Source organism: Paenibacillus sp. HB172176 (assembly GCF_011947265.1).
Classification (GTDB): domain Bacteria; phylum Bacillota; class Bacilli; order Paenibacillales; family Paenibacillaceae; genus Pristimantibacillus.
On record NZ_JAATHD010000026.1, the window covers coordinates 25,485 to 45,154 of the forward strand.

Genomic DNA, 19,670 nt, shown 5'->3' on the forward strand with positions numbered 1-19,670 from the left:
CATTAATCCTCCCCCAGCTTCAGCGCTTGATGAATTCGGAGTCTGGACAGCATGAAGCCGAGTATACCAAGACCGGCAACGAGCATGAAGCCCGAGATGATATAGATACGGATCGCGTCCTGCGCCTCGAATCTGACCATGAAGGGCGGTACGAGCGAGCTCGGGTTGAAGGCGATCTGGAAGTTCGGCACATAGAGCAGACTCGCGACATTCCCGATGATCATCCCGAACATCACGGCCGCTCCCGAGGTCAACAATTGCTCAACAGTCAGCATCGCGATCAGATGCTTCAGCGACAGGCCTATCGCCCTGAGAATGCCATTCTGCAATCTTCTGCCTCGAAGAGACAGAATCCAATACAGCAGGAAGCCGAAGAAGCTGACCAGAATCGACAGCACGAAGCCAAGAGTCAACAATCCGTTCAGCGCAAGCAGGAAGGGATCGTTCTTCGCCCGCACCAGCTCCTCCTTCGTGTTCACGATATGCGTAAGCTTCATGTTGGCCGCCTCGATTCCGGCGTACACCTCGCCCGAAGACGCGCCGTCCTTCAGCTTGAGCCACACCTCATACGGCTCCAGCGCCAGCTTCACTTGAATATGCGGAAGATTGCCGACGATCAGCATCGGCGCGTTGTCGGCTTCCTTATCGCTGGTGTCCACGGTGCCTTGAGGGGGATTCGGATTAAACGTCGGGAAATAGTCGATAATGCCGAAAATCTTGAACGGCTGCTCCTGAACCCCCTTCCAGCCGATCGAGATGGTATCGCCGGACTTCAATTCCTTCTGCCTGGCCAGGCTTCGCGAGATAAGCACGGCGCTGGAATCCGACGCGATCAAGTTCAAGTAGCTGTTAAGCGGATAATCCAGCAGACTGTCCCGGAACCAAACGGCTTCGCCGAACTGATCCGTGTCCACCCCAATCAATTCGGCAACGCCCGATTGATTGCCGGCCGAGAACACCGCATTCGACTTTGTGAACACCCTCGCGGCAACCTCTACGCCCGGAAGCTTCTGGAAAGGCTCGAAAGCCGGCTCCATATAATGGATAACTGAAGGAATCGGCTGGATTGGCTCAGCGGGCGGACCGCTTCCGGAATCCGGAGGCGGGGCGTCGTTCCCCCATTCCGCGGTCAGAACCATATCGGCGCCGTTCGCGTACTGAATCCGATCTGACGTGTTCGCATTAATCGTCCTCGCGGCCGAAGCGCTGAATACGCCCGTCGCAATCGTCATGATGAGGAATATCATCAGGAACTGATATTGACTGCTTGATCTCCCCACCTGAATGAGCGTGGCATAGAAGGATGGCGACCACCATCTCTTTCCCCCAAAATAAATCAATTTCAATATCCACGGATACAGCCTGAGCAGCAGCAACCCCCCGCCAAGAATGAATAAAGCGGGAATGACAAACTGCAGCGGATCGATGCTCAAATCCGTCGCCCCAAGTCCAAGCGACTTCAAATTATCCATCCGCTTCCGGAAGGAGTAGAGACCATAGATGGCTACCGCGAGTGTAATCACGTCAAGGAACAGCTTATGCCACAAGGGCGTCCGCGTCAGTCTCGCCTGCTGCTGCTTATGATTGACAATCGAAACCCGTGCGGCCAGCACAACGGGAATAAGAATAATAATCAGGCAAGCCGCGGCCGCCAGGCTCCCGAAGAGATACGATTCGCTCGTTATTCGCACCGGCAGCTTGACCCGCTGCACGAACGCCAGAAACCCGTTCGAGGAGCCAAGAACCTGGGTTAGCCCCGCGCCTAGAATCGGCCCCAGCGCCAGCGATATTCCGCATAACAGCATGCCTTCCACGACATAGGCGGTGACAACCTGCCATCTCGCCGCTCCCCGGCTTCTCAGAATCGCGATTTCGTTCTTCTGTCTGCCGACAATAAGATGAGACACCATGAACATGTAGAAGGCGAGCATGATGAGAATCGGAATATCAAGCGCCCACATCAGCGTACGCAATTGCTCCGTCCTCTCCAGGTACACGGAAATGGTTTTCAAGGCGGTAGGGGCAATCGTCACGTTGTAAGTCGACACCGCCCGATCCAGCACATTCTTGATTCGGTCATTCGTATCCATGTAAGCCTCTACACTGCGAAGCTCCATCTTCCGGTAATCCATCACAAAATACCAGCTGACATTGCTCAGAGGAACAGCCTTCTTCTTCAGCATCAAATCTTCGGCCACAGAGCTCGGAACAACCATGCTCCGGTTCAAATCGCCTAGATCGCCTGTTCGGAAATAGGGATCATCGTTCTGAAGCTTCTCCATAATACCGACCGGCCGCACTTTAATCGGCTCTGGCAGCTTGTCATCCTGAAGGAGAAATACCGTATCCAGAACCGTGTTGAAATAAGATAAGGCGCGCTCGGTCAGCAGCGTCTCGTAAACGCCGTCTACCGACTCTTCTTCAGGCATGCGGCCGTCCTTCAGCTTAATATGCCGATCCAGCTCCGTGAACGAGCGAAGCGTCGCCTTCTTCATGTTTTTATTCGACTTGGTCTTATCGGGATCATCCTCCAGATACATACTGAGCGACTTCGAAGCCATCTCGCCGACGAGCTCTTGGGCCGGAAGCTGAAAGCCCTCGATCGCGTCATGGCGCATAAAGCCGTCGAGCTGCTCGTATTTTTCCGGAATTTGATCCTCCGTATTCGGAGGAAAGGTGATATGGGCGTAATAGGCGCCTGGATATCGATTGCTGTCCAGCTGCAATTGCTCCAGGTCCTTCGTCAGCATTCGAGACAGAACGGCCTCCGTATAGATCGGCATGGAGCTGACCATGGCGACGGAGATCAGAATGCCAAGCAGCAAGCTGGCGACGAGCCATTTGCTTTGCACCATTTTGCGAATAATCATTAAGAATAAAGCCACTTGTCAACCCTCCTAAGCGCAGATCGTCTAAGGCATTACGATCAATTCGCCCTCTTCGACGCCCTTTGTAATCTCGGTCTCGGTCGAGCCCTTGATGCCAACCTCTACATCCGCCTCGCGAATCGATCCGTCCTCATCCTGTATGCGCACAAATTCTCTTCCGAGATAGCTGCGCAGCCCGCTCTTCGGAATAATGAGCACATCATCGCGCTCCAGCAGACGCACCAGGACGTCTCCCCTCGTCCCAATCGCAGCGTCCTTGGGCAGCTGATCCGGCTCGATAAAAATGGTGCTGCCACCCCGCTTCTGCTCATCGGGATTGTCGGAGTATGGCGCCGACCGCGGCGTCTGGACAACCTTTCCGGTAATTTCCTCATCTCCGAAGGTTAACTGGACGGCTTGCCCGATCTCGACGCTCCCGCTGTTCATTGCGTTCTCCGCCGAGAAGGCGAAGCGAAGCTTCGAGGTATCGGAGATGACGACAAGCGTCTCGTACGATTCGACCACATCGCCTTCCTCGCGATCGGTAATGTAGGTAATCTGGCCGTCCATGCCCGCAACGAGCTTCTTATCGTTATAGGCGGCAAGCATACGATCATATTTGATCTTGTCAATCTCGTATTGCAACTGGGCAATCTTCAGCGTTTCGGAGTCGCCCGCTTGCGTCGATTGCCGCAGCGCCAGCTTCGAACGAAGCATCGCGATCTCGCTCTGCTTCAAGTCGATGTCCAGATTATCGACGTTAAGCTGCACGAGCGTATCGCCTTTCTTCACTTCGTCGCCGCCTCTCACAAGCACCTCTTGAATTCTGCCGCCGCTGGTCTTGAATTGCAGACGCTCGGAATAGTAGGATTCGAGCGCTCCATTGCCTTTCACATCCTGCGTAATGACGCCGCGTTTGACCGCGACGGTCTGATAGCTTTCTTGCTGCGGCTTCACGAGCGGCGGCTTCAGCGCCTCCTCCTCGGAGGGGAGCAAGGAACAGCCCGCGACTGCCCCGAGCAACAAGGAAGCCAGCAGGATTCGAATGATAGATTTAGGACACCGTAACAATTCGACCATCCTCCAATTCATACACTTGATCTACAATTTCCATAATCGCGGGATCATGCGTGGTCATGATGATCGTCATTCCCGTTGCTTCCACCAATCCCCGGAACACCTTCATAATTTGCAGCCCCGTGCGACTGTCGAGCTCAGCGGTCGGCTCATCCGCCAGAAGCAGCTTCGGCTTATGGGCGATGGCTCTTGCAATCGCCGTGCGCTGCTGCTCGCCGCCCGACATCTCGAAGGGGCGATGATGCATGCGAGACGCGAGCCCCACCTGCTCAAGCGCGGATTCCGCCGCGAGCTTGCGCTCCCTCGAAGGCGTTTCCGCGACTCGCAGCACGAATTCGACGTTCTCATAGGCCGACATGAGCGGCAGGAGCGCAAAGGATTGGAACACGAGCCCCATTCTCGTCCGGCGAATATGATCGCGTTCTTTGTTTGGCAAAGCGGACAACGCACGGCCCTCGAACCACACCTCGCCTTCTGTAGGGTGATCAAGCGCGCTGAGCAGATTAATGAGCGTTGTCTTGCCGGACCCCGACCTCCCTTTCAGCGCAATAAGCTTTCCTGAGGGAATCGAAAGTTCTACGCCCTTCAGCACCTGCACCGTTCCCGTGCCTCGGCCGAAATTTCTTTTTAAAGCGCTTGCAACAATGATCGTCGGAGCTTCTGCTTGCAAGGCTGCATCCTCCCCTCATTCATAAATAGTTAGCCGTACAACTTCCTCTAGTCTATCTCATTCTTACCAGAAATGGATGATACAATTTCGCTTATTTATGATCTTTTCCATGAAAAAAAGCTGCAACGCTATCCATTCCGCATTGCAGCTTTCATTCTAACCCGGCTTCTACAGTTGAATATGCAGAAGATAGATAACAACCGTAACAGTCAATATACTAATCAGCGTCGACACGAACACAGACTGCGAGGCAAACTCCTTCTCGTTGTCGAATTCCACCGCAAGCAGCACGCTGCTGAGCGAGGTGGGCACCGAGGACGATACGATAAGCGCCGCGGCGGTCAGTTTGTCCAGGCCCATCAACGAAACGATTAACCATGCAAGCGCGGGCCCCGCAACGAGGCGAAGCATTCCCGACAAGCTGACATCCGTAAGCTGATTGCGGCTGATGCGCCACTCCATGCTGCCGAGCTGAACGCCGAGCGTAATGAGCGCCGTGCCGATAAAGGCTTGGGAGAGATAGCCGATCGGCGTTTCGATGGAATCCGGAATCGGCACCTCGAAGCCTCTCAGGAAGAAGGCAACGGGAATAACATAGATGATCGGCATAGAGAATATCGTCTTCAGAATCATGCGCAGATCCGCTTTGTGCGCGTTCACATTATAGATGCCGTACGTGTTCGGAATAAGGGACTGCACCATCATAATTAAAATTTGAATGGCAAGCGTGTCCTTGTTGCCCGAGAAGGCGAGCTGATTAAGCGGGATACCGTAATTCGCGCTGTTGTAGAACAGGACGCTGTTGCGCATCGCGCTTCTCATGCTTGGCTTATACCCTCGCAATCTCACAACCGCTTCTACCAAAATATACTGGCCCAGCATAAAAACAACGAAGAACAACATTACCTTCCCGATGACGCTGACGGAAATTTCCGTCGTGTAGAGAAGATTGAAAATAATGGCGGGCGAGAATAAATAGAAGTTAAGCTTCGACAACGTCTTGATGTCGAGGGAGAACGCCTTCTGAAGCACGATGCCAAGGGCAATCATAATACTCATGGGCAATACATTGTTCAATAAAATATGAAGAAAAATCGTCATGTTGTCGCTCGTTCCTTCCAACCCTTTTCCTATCATTCTAATAGGAGGAGTAGGGAATTACAATGCTAGGTTCCAAACAATCTCATCATAAGGATGCCGGCCACGGATAATAGAATGCCCGTTAATTCCGTCCGTGAGAAGCGCTCCTTCACGACAAATCTCGTGTATAGCAGAACAATCGGTACGTTAAGGGCGACTACAGCGGAGACAAGTCCCGCTTTCCCCAAGTCGAATGCGGTCAAGATGAGCAGCATGCCCACCGCGTTGGTCGTTCCGACAGCCATGCCAATCAAGAAGGTTCTTCTTACGCTCCAGGGGATCGGCGCTGGAGGCGCTGCAGAGGGGATAGCTGCTTCTGCTTCAGAGGCTGCGGCTGTCTCCGATAATGCAGAAGCGCCTCGAAGGGCTCTCGAGCGTTTCATGTCGCTCAGCCACCACAAGCCGAAACAGATCGTTCCCGCAGCGAACATGAAGAACATCGTCGGGAACAGCTCCGCCTCCAGCACCGTGGACCACTTGCCCGACAGGTCGTTGCAGGCGAAGAAGAGCATCGCGAGCAGCCCCCACTGCGCTCCCTGCAAATTGTTCAAGGCTATCTCATTGGAATATCTCACGAGCAGCACGCCGCCTACGATGATCAGGAAGGCTATTATTTGCGTGCTGTGCAGCCTCTCGTTCCAGAATAAGAATGCCGCGAATACGACAAGCACGGACGGAAGCGCTGTCAGGATGGCGACAAGCGAAGCTTTGCCGACGGCAAAGCCCTTGAACATGCTCGCATTAGCCGCGAAGGAGAACAGTCCCATTTGAATGCCCACCAGACAGGAAAGCGACCAAGGCGAGCCGAAGACGACGGCCATCATTAGATTGACGACGGCTCCGGTTGCGAATACGCCGCATAACAATAAATTGCGATTAAGCAGCCTTTGGCTTGTCCAGTGATACAAGATGCCTCTGAAGCCAAAGCTTAACGCTGCCAATAACGCATAGGTTAACCACATACTCTGCTACTTCCTCTCTCTGTTGCTGTGAAGCAATCGGTATTGCGATGGCGACAGCCTCTCCGATTGCCGGAATACGCGAATGAAATAACTGGTCTGGGAGAAGCCGCAGCGAGTCCCGATTTCCTTAATCGTCAAGGAGGTCGTAACCAACAGTAGTCTCGCTTCGACGATGCGGCACTGCGTTAGAAACTGGTTAGGCGTAATTCCGATCGTTTCGCGGAAGCTTCGCAGAAAATGATAGGGACTATAGCCCGTTAAGGCAGCCATTTTCTCCAAATCCCAAGATTCGCTGCACGCCTTGCGGATTCGATCCGCCGCCGTACGCATCGCATTTCGCTTCTGAAGCTGCGACTGCGACTCCAATCTTTCGGTATGCAGCGCAAGCTGCGCGAGCAGCTCATAGACGGCTGCGGAAAGCTTCGGCTCGCTGTTTAATTCGAAGGGAGCGCAGAGCGCGTGCATGCCCTCCAGCAGCTCGATAAAACGCTCGCTGTTTGTGAAGCTGAACAGAATCCCGCCATAGAGCCCCGCCTCCCGAAGCAGCTCCAATGGAAAGGAGGCCGTGAAATGGAGCCAGCGCACATCCCATGGCTGCTCCGCGCACGATTCATAATGCTGGTACGCATTTCCCGCGAACAAGAAGCCTTCTCCCGCGCGAAGCATGATCCGCTCGCCCGAACGATCAATCACATAGCCGCGGCCCCGGAAGATCAGATGCAAATTATATTCCTTCAAACTGCCTTCTTCCCTTCGCTCGGCATGCTCCGGGAACGATACGTATCTTCCGAACATGTCCGGATAGCACATATACCCAGGATACGAGGGCCTCGGTACAATGTAATGCTGCTTCATGAACACTCCCCCCGATCATAACGCATTTCCGGCCATTCTGTCTCGGCACGTCCATCTAATAGCAATATTGTACTATGCATAGCAGGAAGTTGTCATTTACTCTTCAATCTGAAAGGTCTAAAATTTCAATTAGAACGCGAATTTAGCAATATAATCGCATAATCAATAAGGAGGACGTCAACCTATGCAGGTTAAAAAAGCATTGGATCACATGAGCGTCGGCGTTTGCTACTATCCGGAGCAGTGGCCTGTGGAGCTGTGGGAGGATGATTTCCGACGAATGCGCGAGCTAGGCATAACGAACGTGCGAGTTGCGGAGTTTGCTTGGTCGATCTTCGAGCCGGAGGAAGGCGTATACAGCTTCGAGCTGTTCGATCATGCGCTGGAGCTTGCGCATAAGCACGGCATTCAGGTTATTCTGGGCACGCCGACAGCAACGCCTCCCGCATGGTTGACCACCCGTTATCCCGAGGTGCTGAACGCTACCTTCGAAGGCGTTGCTATCCAGCACGGACTGAGACGCCATTATAATTACAGCTCTCCGAAGTATCGCGAGCTCAGCGCGAGCATTACAAGGAAGATGGCCGAGCATTACAAGGATCATCCTGCTGTTGTGGGCTGGCAGATTGACAACGAGTTCAACTGCGAGACCAAGGAGTTCTATGCTCCGGCGGATCATATTGCCTTCAGAGGCTGGCTGAAGGCCAAATACGGGACGCTCCATGCCTTGAACAAGGCATGGGGCACCGTCTTCTGGAGTCAAACCTATACAGACTGGGATCAGGTGCATCTGCCTCGCATGACGACGGGAGGCCGTCAGCCAAATCCCCATCTGGCGCTGGACGAGAAACGATTCATATCCGACAACGTCATTTCGTACGCCCGTATTCAAGCGGACATTATTCGCGAGACGGCTCCGAGACACTGGGTCACAACGAACGGCTTGTTCGGTGGTCTCGACAACCATCGGATGACCGGAGAGCTGCTGGATTTCTTCAGCTACGACTCGTATCCGCAGTTCTCCACGCTGAACCATAATCCCGACGAGAAGGACAGGCTTGCGGATCGCGGCTGGAGTCAGACCTTAAGCGTCGTGCGTTCCATCTCGCCCCGGTTCTGTGTCATGGAGCAGCAGGCCGGGCCCGGAGGCTGGGTCAATCGCATGGATATGCCTTCGCCCAAGCCGGGTCAGATGCGGCTGTGGACGTATCAATCCATTGCACATGGCGCTAATATGGTCGTCTATTTCCGTTGGAGAACGGCAACCTTCGGCCAGGAGATGTACTGGCACGGCCTTAACGACTATCACAACCGGGAGAACCGCCGCGTTCGCGAAGCGCGATGGATCGGCAAAGAGATTGCGGCCATCAGCGAGCGCGCGGCCAACACGACTTATGCGGCCGATATCGCGATACTTCGCGACTATGACAATGAATGGGACGGCGAATACGATGTGTGGCATGGCCCTTTCGCCTGGACCAGCGGCACGGCCTGGTTCAAAGCCCTGCAATATCGGCATGTTCCTTGCGATATCCGTTATATCAATGAGCAAACAACTCTCGCGGAATTGCAAACCTACAAAACGCTTGTTTATCCGCATCCGACCATTATGACGGACAAAACGGCGGCTTTGCTGGAGCAATATGCGCGCGAAGGAGGCATTCTTATCTTCGGCTGCCGAACCGGCTACAAGGACGAGAAGGGCCATTGCTATATGCGCCCGTTTCCGGGAGCGGCCGCCGGCATGTGCGGGATTTCTGTCGAAGAATTCACTATGGTGAAGGGCTCGCGGGAGCCGGTGTCGATGCATTGGCAGGAAACGGGTGAATTGGCGGAGGCAGTCACGGGAGCGGATGACTTCAATGATATCCTGCATCCGGAAAGCGATTCCGTCGAGGTGGTTGCCGCCTATAACAGCGATTATTATGCCGGCAAGCCTGCCGTAACGAGAAATCGTATCGGCAAAGGCGAGGTATGGTACTACGGAGCCGTATTCAACCGCTCCGCTGCCGAACAGATTATAGACCGCCTGGGCATCGCGTCGCCCGTCCGGGATTGGCTGACGCTGCCCCAAGGCGTAGAGCTGGCTGTCCGCGAAGACGCAAACGGACCGCTCTACTTCTTGCTCAACTACGGAGAAGAAGCGGCGGTCGCGCGAATCTCGAAGCCTATGAGGAATCTTCTGACAGATCGACAGCTTCAAGGCGAGTTCGAGATGGAAGGCTTTGGCGTGGTGATTTTGACCGAAGCGCTCTGAGTTTGATCGTCAGAGTCCCTTACGTCAACTCAAGCGACTTATAATTCTGCAGCAGTTTGTCCATCACGAGACTTGTTCGAGCTGCGCTCTCCCCGTTGCTCGGGCAGGTCTCTTTGCCGTTCAAATCATTCACGATCGTCTGGATCAGATGCTGCTGAATATGCTGCGGCTTCTCCACCCGGAAAGGCGTGACGCCCTCGGCGTTAACCAGCTCGAAGCTTTCGTTGCCGAAGGTGGAGAAGCGAATCGCGCCCTTGCTGCCGACAATTTCATTGCTGTCGACATTCTCATGCGCGCTGAAGCACCACACGCCCGTGCCTTGCACGCCGGATTCGAATACCAAGCTTCCCGTCACAATATCCTCCACCTCGTACAAAGCCGCTTGATTGCCCGCGTGCCCGCTTACGGATCGGATCGGCCCGAGCAGGAAATCCATAATATCCAGAGTGTGGCTGGCCAGATCGACAAACAGGCCGCCCCCCGCCACCGACGCGTCAAGACGCCAAGGCAAGCTTCCTGTTGGATCCGGTTTGCGGGCTTTCTGGTATTGCTTCAGCGTCACGAACCGCACCTCGCCAATCGCGCCGCTGTCGATCAGCTCCTTGATCTTCAGGAAATAAGGCAGCGCTCTGCGGTAGAAGGCGACATAGAGCGGCACCTCCGCTTCCTTGCAAGCAGCAATCATAGCGAGACACTCCTCGCTGTTCATCGCCATCGGCTTCTCGACATAGACCGGTTTGCCGGCCGCGGCGCACTTAAGCGCATACGGCATATGAGTCGAAGGCGGCGTCGCAATATAGATCGCGTCCACATCCTCATCATGAATCAGTTTGTCTGCGTCGTCATACCATTTCGGCACGTTATGCCGCCGCGCATAATCCGCCGCGAGCTCTCCATTGCGCCGCATGACGGCGACCAGCTCGGAATGCTCCGCCTTCTGAAACCCCGGTCCGCTCTTCACCTCGGTCACATCGCCGCAGCCGATGATTCCCCATCTAATCGTTTTCATTCCATTATCCCTCCCATGCGTTATCCCTTGCACAAACGTAAACGATGCTTCTATTTCTATTCCTAAAATTCTATTCCTAAAAATGGTTCGCCGCAAGTCTGCTTCATCCCTGCTACAGCTTCATATCCGCATGCTGCAAATCGGATTTTTCCACTTGAATCGTCGTATGCTCGATGCGGAACACCTCTTCGATGCGCTTGACCGCTTCCTGCAGCACGGTCTGGCTGTCTGCCGCATCGTCGATAAGCAGATGGCAGGACAAGGAATCCAGACCGGAGGTAATGGTCCAGATATGCAGATCGTGAATATCTCTAACGCCATCTATGCTGAGCAGCACGCGTCGAACCTCGGCCTCGTCGACAGTCGCCGGCGTTCCTTCCATCAGAATATGAACCGTAGCGGTAATAATGCCCCACGCGCTCCTCAGAATTAACAGCGCAACCACAATGCTGATGATCGGATCGACAATGTACCAGGAGAAGAGGAGCATCAGAAGTCCAGCAACAATTGCTCCGATTGATCCCAAAGCATCGCTCAGCACATGCAGATACGCGCTTCGTACGTTGAGGTTGCCCTCCACATCCCCCTTCCGCATCAAAAACCATGCGCTCGCCAGATTGGCCAACAAGCCGATTGCAGCGATCAGCATCATTGAACCGCTCGACACGGTTGGAGGCTCGCTGAATCTGCCGATTGCTTCGGCCACGATGAAGCCGGATATGACGAACAAGGCAATGCCGTTCAATAACGCCGCCAAAATTTCGAATCGATAATAGCCGTAGGTCTTGTTCGGCGAAGGAGGTCTGGCGGCGAACCACATCGCCGCCAAGCTTAACGCGAGTGCGGCCGTATCGCTCAGCATATGGCCGGAATCGGACAACAGGGCAAGCGAGTTGGTAACAAGGCCGCCGACAAACTCCAGCAGCATAATGACTGTCGTGATCAACAACGCGATAAACATACCCGATTTGTTGCTTGAAGCATGGGTGTGCGCATGGCCAAGATGATCATGCCCATGGCTGTGACCTCGGCCGTGGGCATGATAGTGGCCGCGGTCATGATTTTCACCGCCGTGGCCGCCTTGATCATGATTGTGATGATGGCCGTCTTCATGGCTATTGTTATAGATCTTCAAGATATTCGCCCTCCTGTATGCGCAGATTGAAATTCGGTGTTCACATGCTTATTCATTACCATCTCATATATATGAATATATGCTCATATGTAATTAATAACATTTTAACACATATCAACTCCATCTGCGAATGGAAGTTATCTTGATTCGTTTCTCCACCAGGCTTCGCCAGGCTGCTCGTCGGCGTCCAGATAGACGCTCTCGCCGATTTGCGGCAAGATAATGTCCGCCCCAAGTCTTCCGGCTTCTCGCAGCGCTCTCTCCGCCGGATCATGCCAAGCGTGAAGCGCGAGCGTGAACGCGCCCCAGTGAATCGGAATCAGCCGTTTGCTGCGCACATCAAGACTCGCTTGAACCGTTTCTTCCGGCAGCATATGAATGTCCGCCCATTTCTCGTTATATTGCCCGCATTCCACGAAGCTCAGGTCAAACGGGCCATAACGCTCGCCTATCTTTTTGAAATGCGGTCCATACCCGCTGTCGCCGCTGAAAAATAAGTTCCGCCGCGGCGATTGAATGACCCATGAGCACCATAACGTGCTGTCCCGATTGGATGGGCCCCTGCCGGAGAAATGTCTGGCGGGCGTCGAGACGATGGACAGCCCTTCCAGCTCGAGCTCCTCCCACCAGCCCATTTCCTTGATACGATGCTTCTCCACGCCCCAGCGAATCAGATGCGGTCCTACGCCTAACGGAACGATAAACTCTCCTACCCGACTACGCAGCTTTCTAATCGTTCCATAGTCGAGATGATCGTAATGATCATGCGAAAGCAGCATGACATCGACCCAAGGCAGATCATCCAGCTCCATAGGCAGCTTGCCGCTGTATCGATTGCCGCCGAACAACGGAAACGGCGACGGCGCTTTGCCGAACATCGGATCGATGAGCAGCGTCTTGCCGCTCAATTGAAGCAGCAAGGCGGAATGACCGAACCAGATGACCCGATCCTCCTTGCTCTGCGCCAAATTCTCGCGAGACAATCGCTTCATCGGCAGCGGACGGCCTGGCTTTCTCTCGGGATTTCCGCGAAGAAATTCCCGAAGCAGCGACAGCATCTCCTTCGCATTCATTCCCATGACAGAGGTGGGAAGCTCGTATTTGAATTTTTTTCCGTCATAATAGGACAGCGAGTTGTACGCTTGGCGGTTTTCAGCTGTTATTTTGCCGCCGAAGGCTGGATATAGCATTAGTACAAGGACAGTTGCAAGAACAAGCGCGGCAAGAATCGAAAGCAGAATAATGAAGAACATCATGAAAATCGTCACCCCTCTGTCTTAACTTTACCCTATTCGCGAGCTTGATTCCACATGGCCGAGCTCAATAGGCAAATGGAGCCCCCGATATGGCTACGATGGCGGATTTGGGTTATGATGATAGGAATAAACGAGGCAGGGATGATGGAATGGATCAACATGTCACCAAGCAAACGATCAAAAAAACGGTATACCAGCATATCGCCCAGCGCGGCAATGTGTCGAAGGCGGATCTTCTCGCGAGCTATTCCCTCGCATCCAGCACGATGAATCGACTGCTGGAAGAATTGATCGGAAGCAAGCTGATCGAGGAATCCGGATTTGGTCCTTCCAATGGCGGAAGGAAGCCGATTCTGTATCGCATTAATGATTCCTTCGGCTATATTTTCGGCATCGAAATCTCTCGCTTCTACTCCACGCTCGGCTTATTCGACATGAACATGAATCCCAAATCCTCCATACGCTGGCGAATGGACGAGGATTTGACGCCCGAGCATTTCGTCAAGCGGGTGGATGCGCAGATCAAGCAGCTCTTGAACGATCATCAGCTCGACGAGAAGCAAATTATCGGCATCGGCATCGGCGCGGTCGGTCCGCTGAACCGGGAGGAAGGCATCATTCTGAATCCGCTGTACTTCCCGGCCAGGGGCTGGAACAATGTGCCGATCTGCCGCATGATCGAGGAAGCAACAGGATTTCGCGCGATGCTGGACAACGGCGCGAATACCGCGCTTATTGGCGAGCACTGGGCGATGCGCGAGGAGCGAATTGAGCATATGATCTATGTCCATGCGGGGGTAAGCATGCGCTCCGCGATGATGTCCTACGGTCAAATCGTCTACGGAACCGTCGACATGGAAGGCTCGATCGCGCAGATGATTATTCAAGCGGATGGACCGAGATTGCAGGAGCATGGCAACTATGGGGCGCTTGAGGCGTTCGTCTCCGTGCAGGCAATCGAGAAGCAAGCAAGATCCGACGCGCGCATGGGGAATGACGCTCTCACTGCAGCGCTTAACGTCGCGCCGGATCAAATCAGCTACGATATGGTGCTGAGAGAGCTTTCTCTTGGCAGCGGCTACGCGCATGAGCTGTTTCAGCGATCGGCGCGCTATTTCGGAATCGGGCTCGCGAATCTCATTAATATGTTCCATCCGCAGACGATTATATTGGGCGGCACCTTGGTCAATTCGCATGAACGATTCTTCCAAACCGCGACTGAGACGGCGAAACGCAGCACCTATTATTTCCCCGAGTATGTCCCCTTTTTCTCAAAGGGCATCTTGAAGGAGGACGCCGTTGCGACAGGGGCGGCGCTCATGGTGTGGAAGGCGATGGAGGTTTGAGATCGAGCGAGCAAAAAACAACCAGATTAACCCGCTAAGACAAAAAAATTAATTCTGATTACGTCAAAAGCCCGCTCGGAGCTCGTGCAGGTGTAGAAAGTAATTCTGTATTGGGGAAATGCCCGTTCGGAGCGTATGCAAGTGTTCCCTCGAAATGTTAAAAATTCTTTAAGGCTCAAGGTGAAACGGCTACGCCGTCCTTTGGCGGCGAGGCGCGTTTCATTTTGAACACAGGAAGAGATTCATGAATCAAACGCCAACGCAGCGCCAACTCGAATGAACATGCCGCCTTTATTCATGCTTCAAATGCTGAAGCGTCAGCATGAATACTTGCTCGACATGATCGTCGTCGAGCGAATAATATACGGTCTTGCCCGACTTGCGCCGCTTCACGATGCGCATGTTGCGAAGCAGCCGAAGCTGATGCGATATCGCGGATTGCCCCATGCCGAGCACTTCCGTTAGATCATGCACGCACAGCTCGGATTGCAGCAACGCATGAATGATTCGAACTCTCGTCGGGTCCCCCAGCGCCTTGAACAAATCGGCAAGCTTTGCAGCCATTTCATCATCGACTAGCTTGCTCCTTACTAAATTGACATCGGCCTGGGTTCCCACGCATGTATCATCGCAAGCAGCGGCTGTTGCAGCGGTATTCTCCATTTTCGCACCTCACCAGACTATTAAGTAAAGCTTATTATAACATGCGGACGAGCTCCTGAACCACCCGCCGTCCAGAATCTGGATGTCGAAAACGATGCAGGCGACACGTGAGGGGCGAATAGAAGAGCAATTGATTTTACTTGAAAAAGTTCCCTCCTCCCCAGGAATGCTCTATAATGAATAGACGCTGCTTTGGCAATACTTACACTTAAAAATTAAGGAGGCCAACCGCCGCCATGCTTACACTAAAAGAAAAGCTGTATATGCTCAAGCTTCTGAAGAAACAAAGGAGAAAATTTCTGTTCTTTGGTTACGCCAAAAAGGACTCGGTCCATGACCAGCTAGTAGAGAAGCTGGAGCAAATGGTGCGCAACGAGTCCGTCAACAAAGAGCATTTGTAGGGGTGAGAGCTGTCACTTTATCAAACCTTATATAGCAACGCCTAGCCTTCATCCATTACTTTGACTACTTTTGCACCCTGCTCTAATCTGTTACTTAGCCTTTTTGACTTAGCAATTCTGCCGCACAGCCTTCTTCCGTCGTCTAGAACCGCTCCGACAACACCTTCGGCTGCGTGAACAGCAGCAGATAATCGCGTCCGCCCGCCTTCGAGTCCGTGCCCGACATATTGAAGCCGCCGAAGGGATGGACGCCGACCATAGCGCCCGTGCATTTGCGGTTGAAATAGAGATTCCCCACATGAAACGCCTCGCGGGCCTGCTCGATATGAGCGCGATTGCGCGAGATTACCGCACCGGTCAGCCCGTATTCCGTATTATTCGCAATATCCAGCGCGGCGTCGAAATTAGCCGCTTTTATGAACGCCAGAACCGGTCCGAATATTTCTTCCTGCGCAATTTGCGCATAAGGCGCGACATCCTTGAAGATTGTTGGCTCGATATAATAGCCCGTCTGGCTCCCCTTGCCGCCTCCAAGCATCAGAACGCCTTCTTTACGGCCGATTTCGACGTATTTCAGAATGTTGGAATAAGCCCGTTCATCAATGACCGGACCGACAACCGTAGAGGGATCCTCCGCATGACCAAGCTTCAGCGCCTTCGTCAGCGCGACAACCTTGTCAATGACTTCATCATAGACGTTCTCGTGCACCACCGCTCTCGAGCAAGCCGAGCATTTCTGACCCGCATAGCCGAAGGCTGAAGCCGTGATGGCTTCCGCTGCGAGAGCAAGGTCCCCGTCCTCGTCCACGATAATCGTATCCTTGCCGCCCATCTCCGCAATGACGCGTTTGATCCATTTCTGATCCGGCAGCCTCGCCGACGCACGCTCATTAATGCGAAGTCCAACCTCTCTTGAGCCTGTGAAGCACACGAACCTCGTTAAAGTATGGTCGACGAGGAAATCTCCGATTTCGCTGCCTGCTCCAGGCAAATAATTGACCACCCCGTCAGGCAAACCGGCATCCTCGAGCAGCTCGACGAATTTGGCGGCAACAACGGCAGTCGCGCTCGCCGGCTTGAGCACGACCGTGTTGCCCGCCACAACGGCCGCCATCGTCATCCCCGCCATGATGGCCAGCGGGAAATTCCAAGGTGGAATAACGATTCCGACGCCAAGCGGCAAATAGACGAGCTCATTATGCTCGCCGGGGAACGGCACAAGAGGATGCGTCTCCGAGAGCCGCTCCATCTCCCTGCCGTAAAATTCCATGAAATCGATCGCTTCCGCCGTATCCGCGTCCGCCTCCGCCCAGCTCTTGCCCGCTTCATAGACGAGCCATGCCGAGAACTCGTGACGGCGCCTCCTCAAATTCGCGGCCGCCTTGTACAGCAGCCTTGCCCGCGCATGCGGCTCGACCCGCTTCCACTCCTCGAACGCGGCCGAAGCGGCGAGAATCGCGCGATGAGCATGCTCGGTATCAGCTTGAGAAACGACGCCAACCACCTGCGAAATTTGCGAAGGATTAATCGATTTCCGCTTCTGCTTTGTCTCCATGTGATCCGGCCCGATCTTCAGCATATATTCCTGTCCCAAGGCGGCATCCACCTTGCTGAGCGCCGCCATGAATTCATGAATGACATCCGTCTTTGTGAAATCGGAAAAAGGCTCGTTTCGGAATGGTTCTCTCACAAGCTACTCCCCCTCGCCGATAGGCATAACGTTCGCACTGCACACAACAACAGCTCTTCTTGAACTTTATGCGGAAGAGAGGAGACAAATAACAATTATTGTTCGGTTTCTCCTTCTTCGAGCGCTTTCTTGCAGAAGGCTTCAACCATCGCGAGCTCCTCTTCTTCCATTTCCATATCGATATAGGCATTGGAGGCGCGAGCCAGAAATTCATAGCTAAGCATCCGGGATCCTTCATTTTCCTTCACGAACACCGCGCGCAAGCTGACGCCCTGCTCGTCGTACAATTCATCATCCTCCTCCACATCCAGATCCAGAATGAATTCGTATCGCTGGCCAGACAGAATCTTGTACGGATCCTTCATTTCTTCCATCGTATATTCCGTTATCGTGAACATCCTTATCCCTCGCTCTTCCTTCTAAAATACATCCGTATCATACAAAAGCAAAGACAGCCCTCGGCTTCCATAAGAAAGCCTCGGACTGCCTGCTTGGGCACAGCGTGCCAGCAGAGGCGCCGCCGTACCTCGATTCTATCCCTGCAGAGTCTACATGGCGCTGAGCGTCTCCGTAAGAACAGGAACGATTTGCGATTTGCGCGAAACAACGCCCTTCAGCAACGCTTTCTTGTCATTCAACGTCACATTGTACGCCTTCTCGACAGCGGCAGCTTTATCGCCAAGAGCAAGAGCGATAGAGTCGTTATTCAGAATATCCGTTACGACCAGCACGAACAGATCGAGCCCTTTCGAAGCGATAATGCCGTTAAGCGCGCTTTCCAACTCGGCTTGGCGGCTTAATACATCATTCGTGTCGACTGCGTTCACTTGCGCGATTTCAACCTTGTAGCTGCCCATTGCGAATTCCTTCGCGTCGAGCGAGATCAGCTGATCAATTGTCTTGTCGCTGAGATCCGCGCCTGCTTTCAGCATGTCCAGACCGTAAGCATCCGCATCCACCCCGGCGATAGCAGCAAGCTCGCGGGCAGCCGCAACATCCTGCTCCGTGCAGGTTGGCGATTTGAACAGAAGAGAATCCGAAATAATGGCGGAAAGCATCAAGCCTGCGATTTCCTTGCGAATGGCAACACCGTTCTCCTTATACAGCTTGTTCAGAATCGTCGCTGTGCAGCCCACCGGTTCAGCGCGGAAGTAAAGCGGAGCGCTTGTCTCGAAGTTCGCCACGCGATGATGGTCAATAACCTCTGCAATGCGGACTTTATCAATATCATTGGCGCTTTGCTGGCGCTCGTTGTGATCGACCAGAATAACTTCCTTGGCTTCGTCCGCCACATTCTCGACGAGACGCGGAGCTTCAACGCCGAAATAATTCAATGCGTACTGCGTCTCACCGTTAATTTCGCCAAGGCGAACCGCCTCAACGTCGAATCCAAGCTTGCTCTTCAGTTCCGCGTAGGCAATCGCTGCAGTAATCGTGTCCGTGTCCGGGTTTTTATGCCCGAAAATAAGCGTTTTTGTCATTTCCATATCTCCTTAATCATGTTTGGATTCGCGAGGATTATGTACACCTGATCCTGCCTGAATCTCTTTTGGTCATTATACACTAAACCCATTATAACGTTAAATGCTATCTATTCCTAGTACTTTAATATGAATTAAAAAAGAATAATTAACTCGATTCTGCCATGCGTCCGCTAAGCGATTTCAAGCGATCGTATAATGGATTGAATTCAGAGGCTATATCCTCGGGCACCGGCAGGGCGGGCAAGCCGAAGCAATAGGAGATATACTGTCCCATCGCCAAATTGCCGAGATGATTGACATGAAGCCGGTCGCGCATCAGCTTGATATACTCGTCCGGCTGCTCGCTATAGAACGGCTCGAAGAACGCGTACTGGTCTACCAAGGGCAAATCGAGCTCCTCGGCAAGATCGCGTATAACGTTCATTCTCGCTTCGAAGCGCTCGCGATAGTCTGCGTCCATCTGGTGGTATAAGGGACAATAGTAGGTCTGAAGCACGGGCTGCGCGCCATAGCTGCTGATGATGGCACATACCTGACACAGATTTTCTCTATACTCGCTGACCGGCATTCCAATGTTGGTGTCATTGCCGCCAATCGTAACGATAACCATCGACGGCTCCAGCGGCCGCACATCTCTATCGATCCGTTCGAGAAGATTCAGCACCGTCTCCCCGCCGATGCCCTGATTGATGACAACCACATGGTTGCCGACATGCTTCCGAAGATTGATATACAGCCAGTCCACCCAATTATGTCTGCCAGCATTCGAGAATGACAGCTCCGTATTGCTCGAGCCGAAGGCGACGATCCGGCGCGATTTGTCTGCTTGCTGCTTCCATTGTTGAACGATCATTATCC

At 53.4% G+C, this 19,670-nt stretch carries 17 protein-coding genes; 3 read left to right on the forward strand and 14 right to left on the reverse strand.

Features of this window, described 5'->3' with window-relative positions:
• Positions 1 to 2: 2 nt before the first annotated feature.
• The 6 genes from HFP08_RS24155 to HFP08_RS24180 form a co-directional block, all read right to left on the reverse strand.
• Entirely contained in the window at positions 3 to 2,885 is a 2,883-nt protein-coding gene (locus HFP08_RS24155) for an ABC transporter permease (protein WP_168123196.1), read from the reverse strand.
• Positions 2,886 to 2,912: 27 nt separating this feature from the next.
• Positions 2,913 to 3,938, reverse strand: a complete 1,026-nt coding sequence (locus tag HFP08_RS24160; protein ID WP_168123197.1) for an efflux RND transporter periplasmic adaptor subunit — start codon at positions 3,936 to 3,938, stop codon at positions 2,913 to 2,915.
• Positions 3,922 to 4,614, reverse strand: coding sequence for an ABC transporter ATP-binding protein (locus HFP08_RS24165; protein WP_168123198.1), 693 nt, complete (start codon positions 4,612 to 4,614; stop codon positions 3,922 to 3,924). Before HFP08_RS24165 ends, HFP08_RS24160 begins: the two co-directional genes overlap by 17 nt.
• A gap of 168 nt (positions 4,615 to 4,782) precedes the next feature.
• The gene (locus tag HFP08_RS24170) at positions 4,783 to 5,715 is read right to left on the reverse strand and encodes an AEC family transporter (RefSeq protein ID WP_168123199.1); all 933 of its coding nucleotides are present in this window, start codon (positions 5,713 to 5,715) and stop codon (positions 4,783 to 4,785) included.
• Positions 5,716 to 5,780: 65 nt separating this feature from the next.
• The gene (locus HFP08_RS24175) at positions 5,781 to 6,716 is read right to left on the reverse strand and encodes an EamA family transporter (RefSeq protein WP_168123200.1); all 936 of its coding nucleotides are present in this window, start codon (positions 6,714 to 6,716) and stop codon (positions 5,781 to 5,783) included.
• A 6-nt stretch (positions 6,717 to 6,722) separates the two neighbouring features.
• Positions 6,723 to 7,571, reverse strand: a complete 849-nt coding sequence (locus HFP08_RS24180; RefSeq protein ID WP_168123201.1) for a helix-turn-helix transcriptional regulator — start codon at positions 7,569 to 7,571, stop codon at positions 6,723 to 6,725.
• A 184-nt stretch (positions 7,572 to 7,755) separates the two neighbouring features.
• Here HFP08_RS24180 and HFP08_RS24185 point away from each other — a divergent pair, with 184 nt between their 5' ends.
• Positions 7,756 to 9,828, forward strand: coding sequence for a beta-galactosidase (locus tag HFP08_RS24185; RefSeq protein WP_168123202.1), 2,073 nt, complete (start codon positions 7,756 to 7,758; stop codon positions 9,826 to 9,828).
• Between the two features lie 19 nt (positions 9,829 to 9,847).
• Here the strand turns inward: HFP08_RS24185 and HFP08_RS24190 are convergent, their stop codons facing one another.
• From HFP08_RS24190 to HFP08_RS24200, 3 genes are all read right to left on the reverse strand, one after another.
• A complete protein-coding gene (locus HFP08_RS24190) occupies positions 9,848 to 10,837 on the reverse strand; it encodes a Gfo/Idh/MocA family protein (RefSeq protein ID WP_168123203.1) in 990 nt (329 codons plus the stop codon).
• A gap of 112 nt (positions 10,838 to 10,949) precedes the next feature.
• A complete protein-coding gene (locus tag HFP08_RS24195; RefSeq protein ID WP_481856605.1) occupies positions 10,950 to 11,966 on the reverse strand; it encodes a cation diffusion facilitator family transporter in 1,017 nt (338 codons plus the stop codon).
• A 143-nt stretch (positions 11,967 to 12,109) separates the two neighbouring features.
• Complete coding sequence (locus HFP08_RS24200) at positions 12,110 to 13,228, reverse strand: MBL fold metallo-hydrolase (protein ID WP_346768763.1); 1,119 nt, start codon at positions 13,226 to 13,228, stop codon at positions 12,110 to 12,112.
• A gap of 89 nt (positions 13,229 to 13,317) precedes the next feature.
• Here HFP08_RS24200 and HFP08_RS24205 point away from each other — a divergent pair, with 89 nt between their 5' ends.
• Positions 13,318 to 14,574, forward strand: a complete 1,257-nt coding sequence (locus tag HFP08_RS24205) for an ROK family protein (protein ID WP_240941819.1) — start codon at positions 13,318 to 13,320, stop codon at positions 14,572 to 14,574.
• 291 nt (positions 14,575 to 14,865) lie between these two features.
• Here the strand turns inward: HFP08_RS24205 and HFP08_RS24210 are convergent, their stop codons facing one another.
• On the reverse strand, positions 14,866 to 15,237 hold the full coding sequence (locus tag HFP08_RS24210; protein ID WP_168123204.1) for an ArsR/SmtB family transcription factor: 372 nt from the start codon (positions 15,235 to 15,237) through the stop codon (positions 14,866 to 14,868).
• A gap of 236 nt (positions 15,238 to 15,473) precedes the next feature.
• Between HFP08_RS24210 and HFP08_RS24215 the strand changes: the two genes are divergently transcribed.
• The gene (locus HFP08_RS24215; RefSeq protein WP_168123205.1) at positions 15,474 to 15,638 is read left to right on the forward strand and encodes a hypothetical protein; all 165 of its coding nucleotides are present in this window, start codon (positions 15,474 to 15,476) and stop codon (positions 15,636 to 15,638) included.
• Positions 15,639 to 15,780: 142 nt separating this feature from the next.
• Here the strand turns inward: HFP08_RS24215 and pruA are convergent, their stop codons facing one another.
• From pruA to HFP08_RS24235, 4 genes are all read right to left on the reverse strand, one after another.
• Positions 15,781 to 17,328: an L-glutamate gamma-semialdehyde dehydrogenase gene (gene pruA, locus HFP08_RS24220; RefSeq protein ID WP_168123206.1), complete on the reverse strand. Its 1,548-nt coding sequence runs from the start codon at positions 17,326 to 17,328 to the stop codon at positions 15,781 to 15,783.
• Positions 17,329 to 17,423: 95 nt separating this feature from the next.
• Positions 17,424 to 17,726 (reverse strand): DUF6509 family protein, encoded by a 303-nt coding sequence (locus HFP08_RS24225; protein WP_168123207.1) that lies wholly within the window; start codon positions 17,724 to 17,726, stop codon positions 17,424 to 17,426.
• Positions 17,727 to 17,876: 150 nt separating this feature from the next.
• Positions 17,877 to 18,809, reverse strand: coding sequence for a manganese-dependent inorganic pyrophosphatase (locus HFP08_RS24230; RefSeq protein WP_168123208.1), 933 nt, complete (start codon positions 18,807 to 18,809; stop codon positions 17,877 to 17,879).
• A 148-nt stretch (positions 18,810 to 18,957) separates the two neighbouring features.
• The gene (locus HFP08_RS24235; RefSeq protein ID WP_168123209.1) at positions 18,958 to 19,665 is read right to left on the reverse strand and encodes an SGNH/GDSL hydrolase family protein; all 708 of its coding nucleotides are present in this window, start codon (positions 19,663 to 19,665) and stop codon (positions 18,958 to 18,960) included.
• Positions 19,666 to 19,670: the final 5 nt, after the last annotated feature.

Excerpts from the sequence above, each read along its gene's own strand:
- HFP08_RS24170 (WP_168123199.1), bottom strand. The coding sequence starts at position 5,715 with ATGACGATTTTTCTTCATATTTTATTGAACAATGTATTGCCCATGAGT.
- HFP08_RS24175 (WP_168123200.1), bottom strand. The coding sequence starts at position 6,716 with ATGTGGTTAACCTATGCGTTATTGGCAGCGTTAAGCTTTGGCTTCAGA.
- HFP08_RS24180 (WP_168123201.1), bottom strand. The coding sequence starts at position 7,571 with ATGAAGCAGCATTACATTGTACCGAGGCCCTCGTATCCTGGGTATATG.
- HFP08_RS24185 (WP_168123202.1), top strand. The coding sequence starts at position 7,756 with ATGCAGGTTAAAAAAGCATTGGATCACATGAGCGTCGGCGTTTGCTAC.
- HFP08_RS24190 (WP_168123203.1), bottom strand. The coding sequence starts at position 10,837 with ATGAAAACGATTAGATGGGGAATCATCGGCTGCGGCGATGTGACCGAG.
- HFP08_RS24200 (WP_346768763.1), bottom strand. The coding sequence starts at position 13,228 with ATGATGTTCTTCATTATTCTGCTTTCGATTCTTGCCGCGCTTGTTCTT.
- HFP08_RS24205 (WP_240941819.1), top strand. The coding sequence starts at position 13,318 with ATGGCTACGATGGCGGATTTGGGTTATGATGATAGGAATAAACGAGGC.
- HFP08_RS24210 (WP_168123204.1), bottom strand. The coding sequence starts at position 15,237 with ATGGAGAATACCGCTGCAACAGCCGCTGCTTGCGATGATACATGCGTG.
- HFP08_RS24215 (WP_168123205.1), top strand. The coding sequence starts at position 15,474 with ATGCTTACACTAAAAGAAAAGCTGTATATGCTCAAGCTTCTGAAGAAA.
- HFP08_RS24225 (WP_168123207.1), bottom strand. The coding sequence starts at position 17,726 with ATGTTCACGATAACGGAATATACGATGGAAGAAATGAAGGATCCGTAC.
- HFP08_RS24230 (WP_168123208.1), bottom strand. The coding sequence starts at position 18,809 with ATGACAAAAACGCTTATTTTCGGGCATAAAAACCCGGACACGGACACG.
- HFP08_RS24235 (WP_168123209.1), bottom strand. The coding sequence starts at position 19,665 with ATGATCGTTCAACAATGGAAGCAGCAAGCAGACAAATCGCGCCGGATC.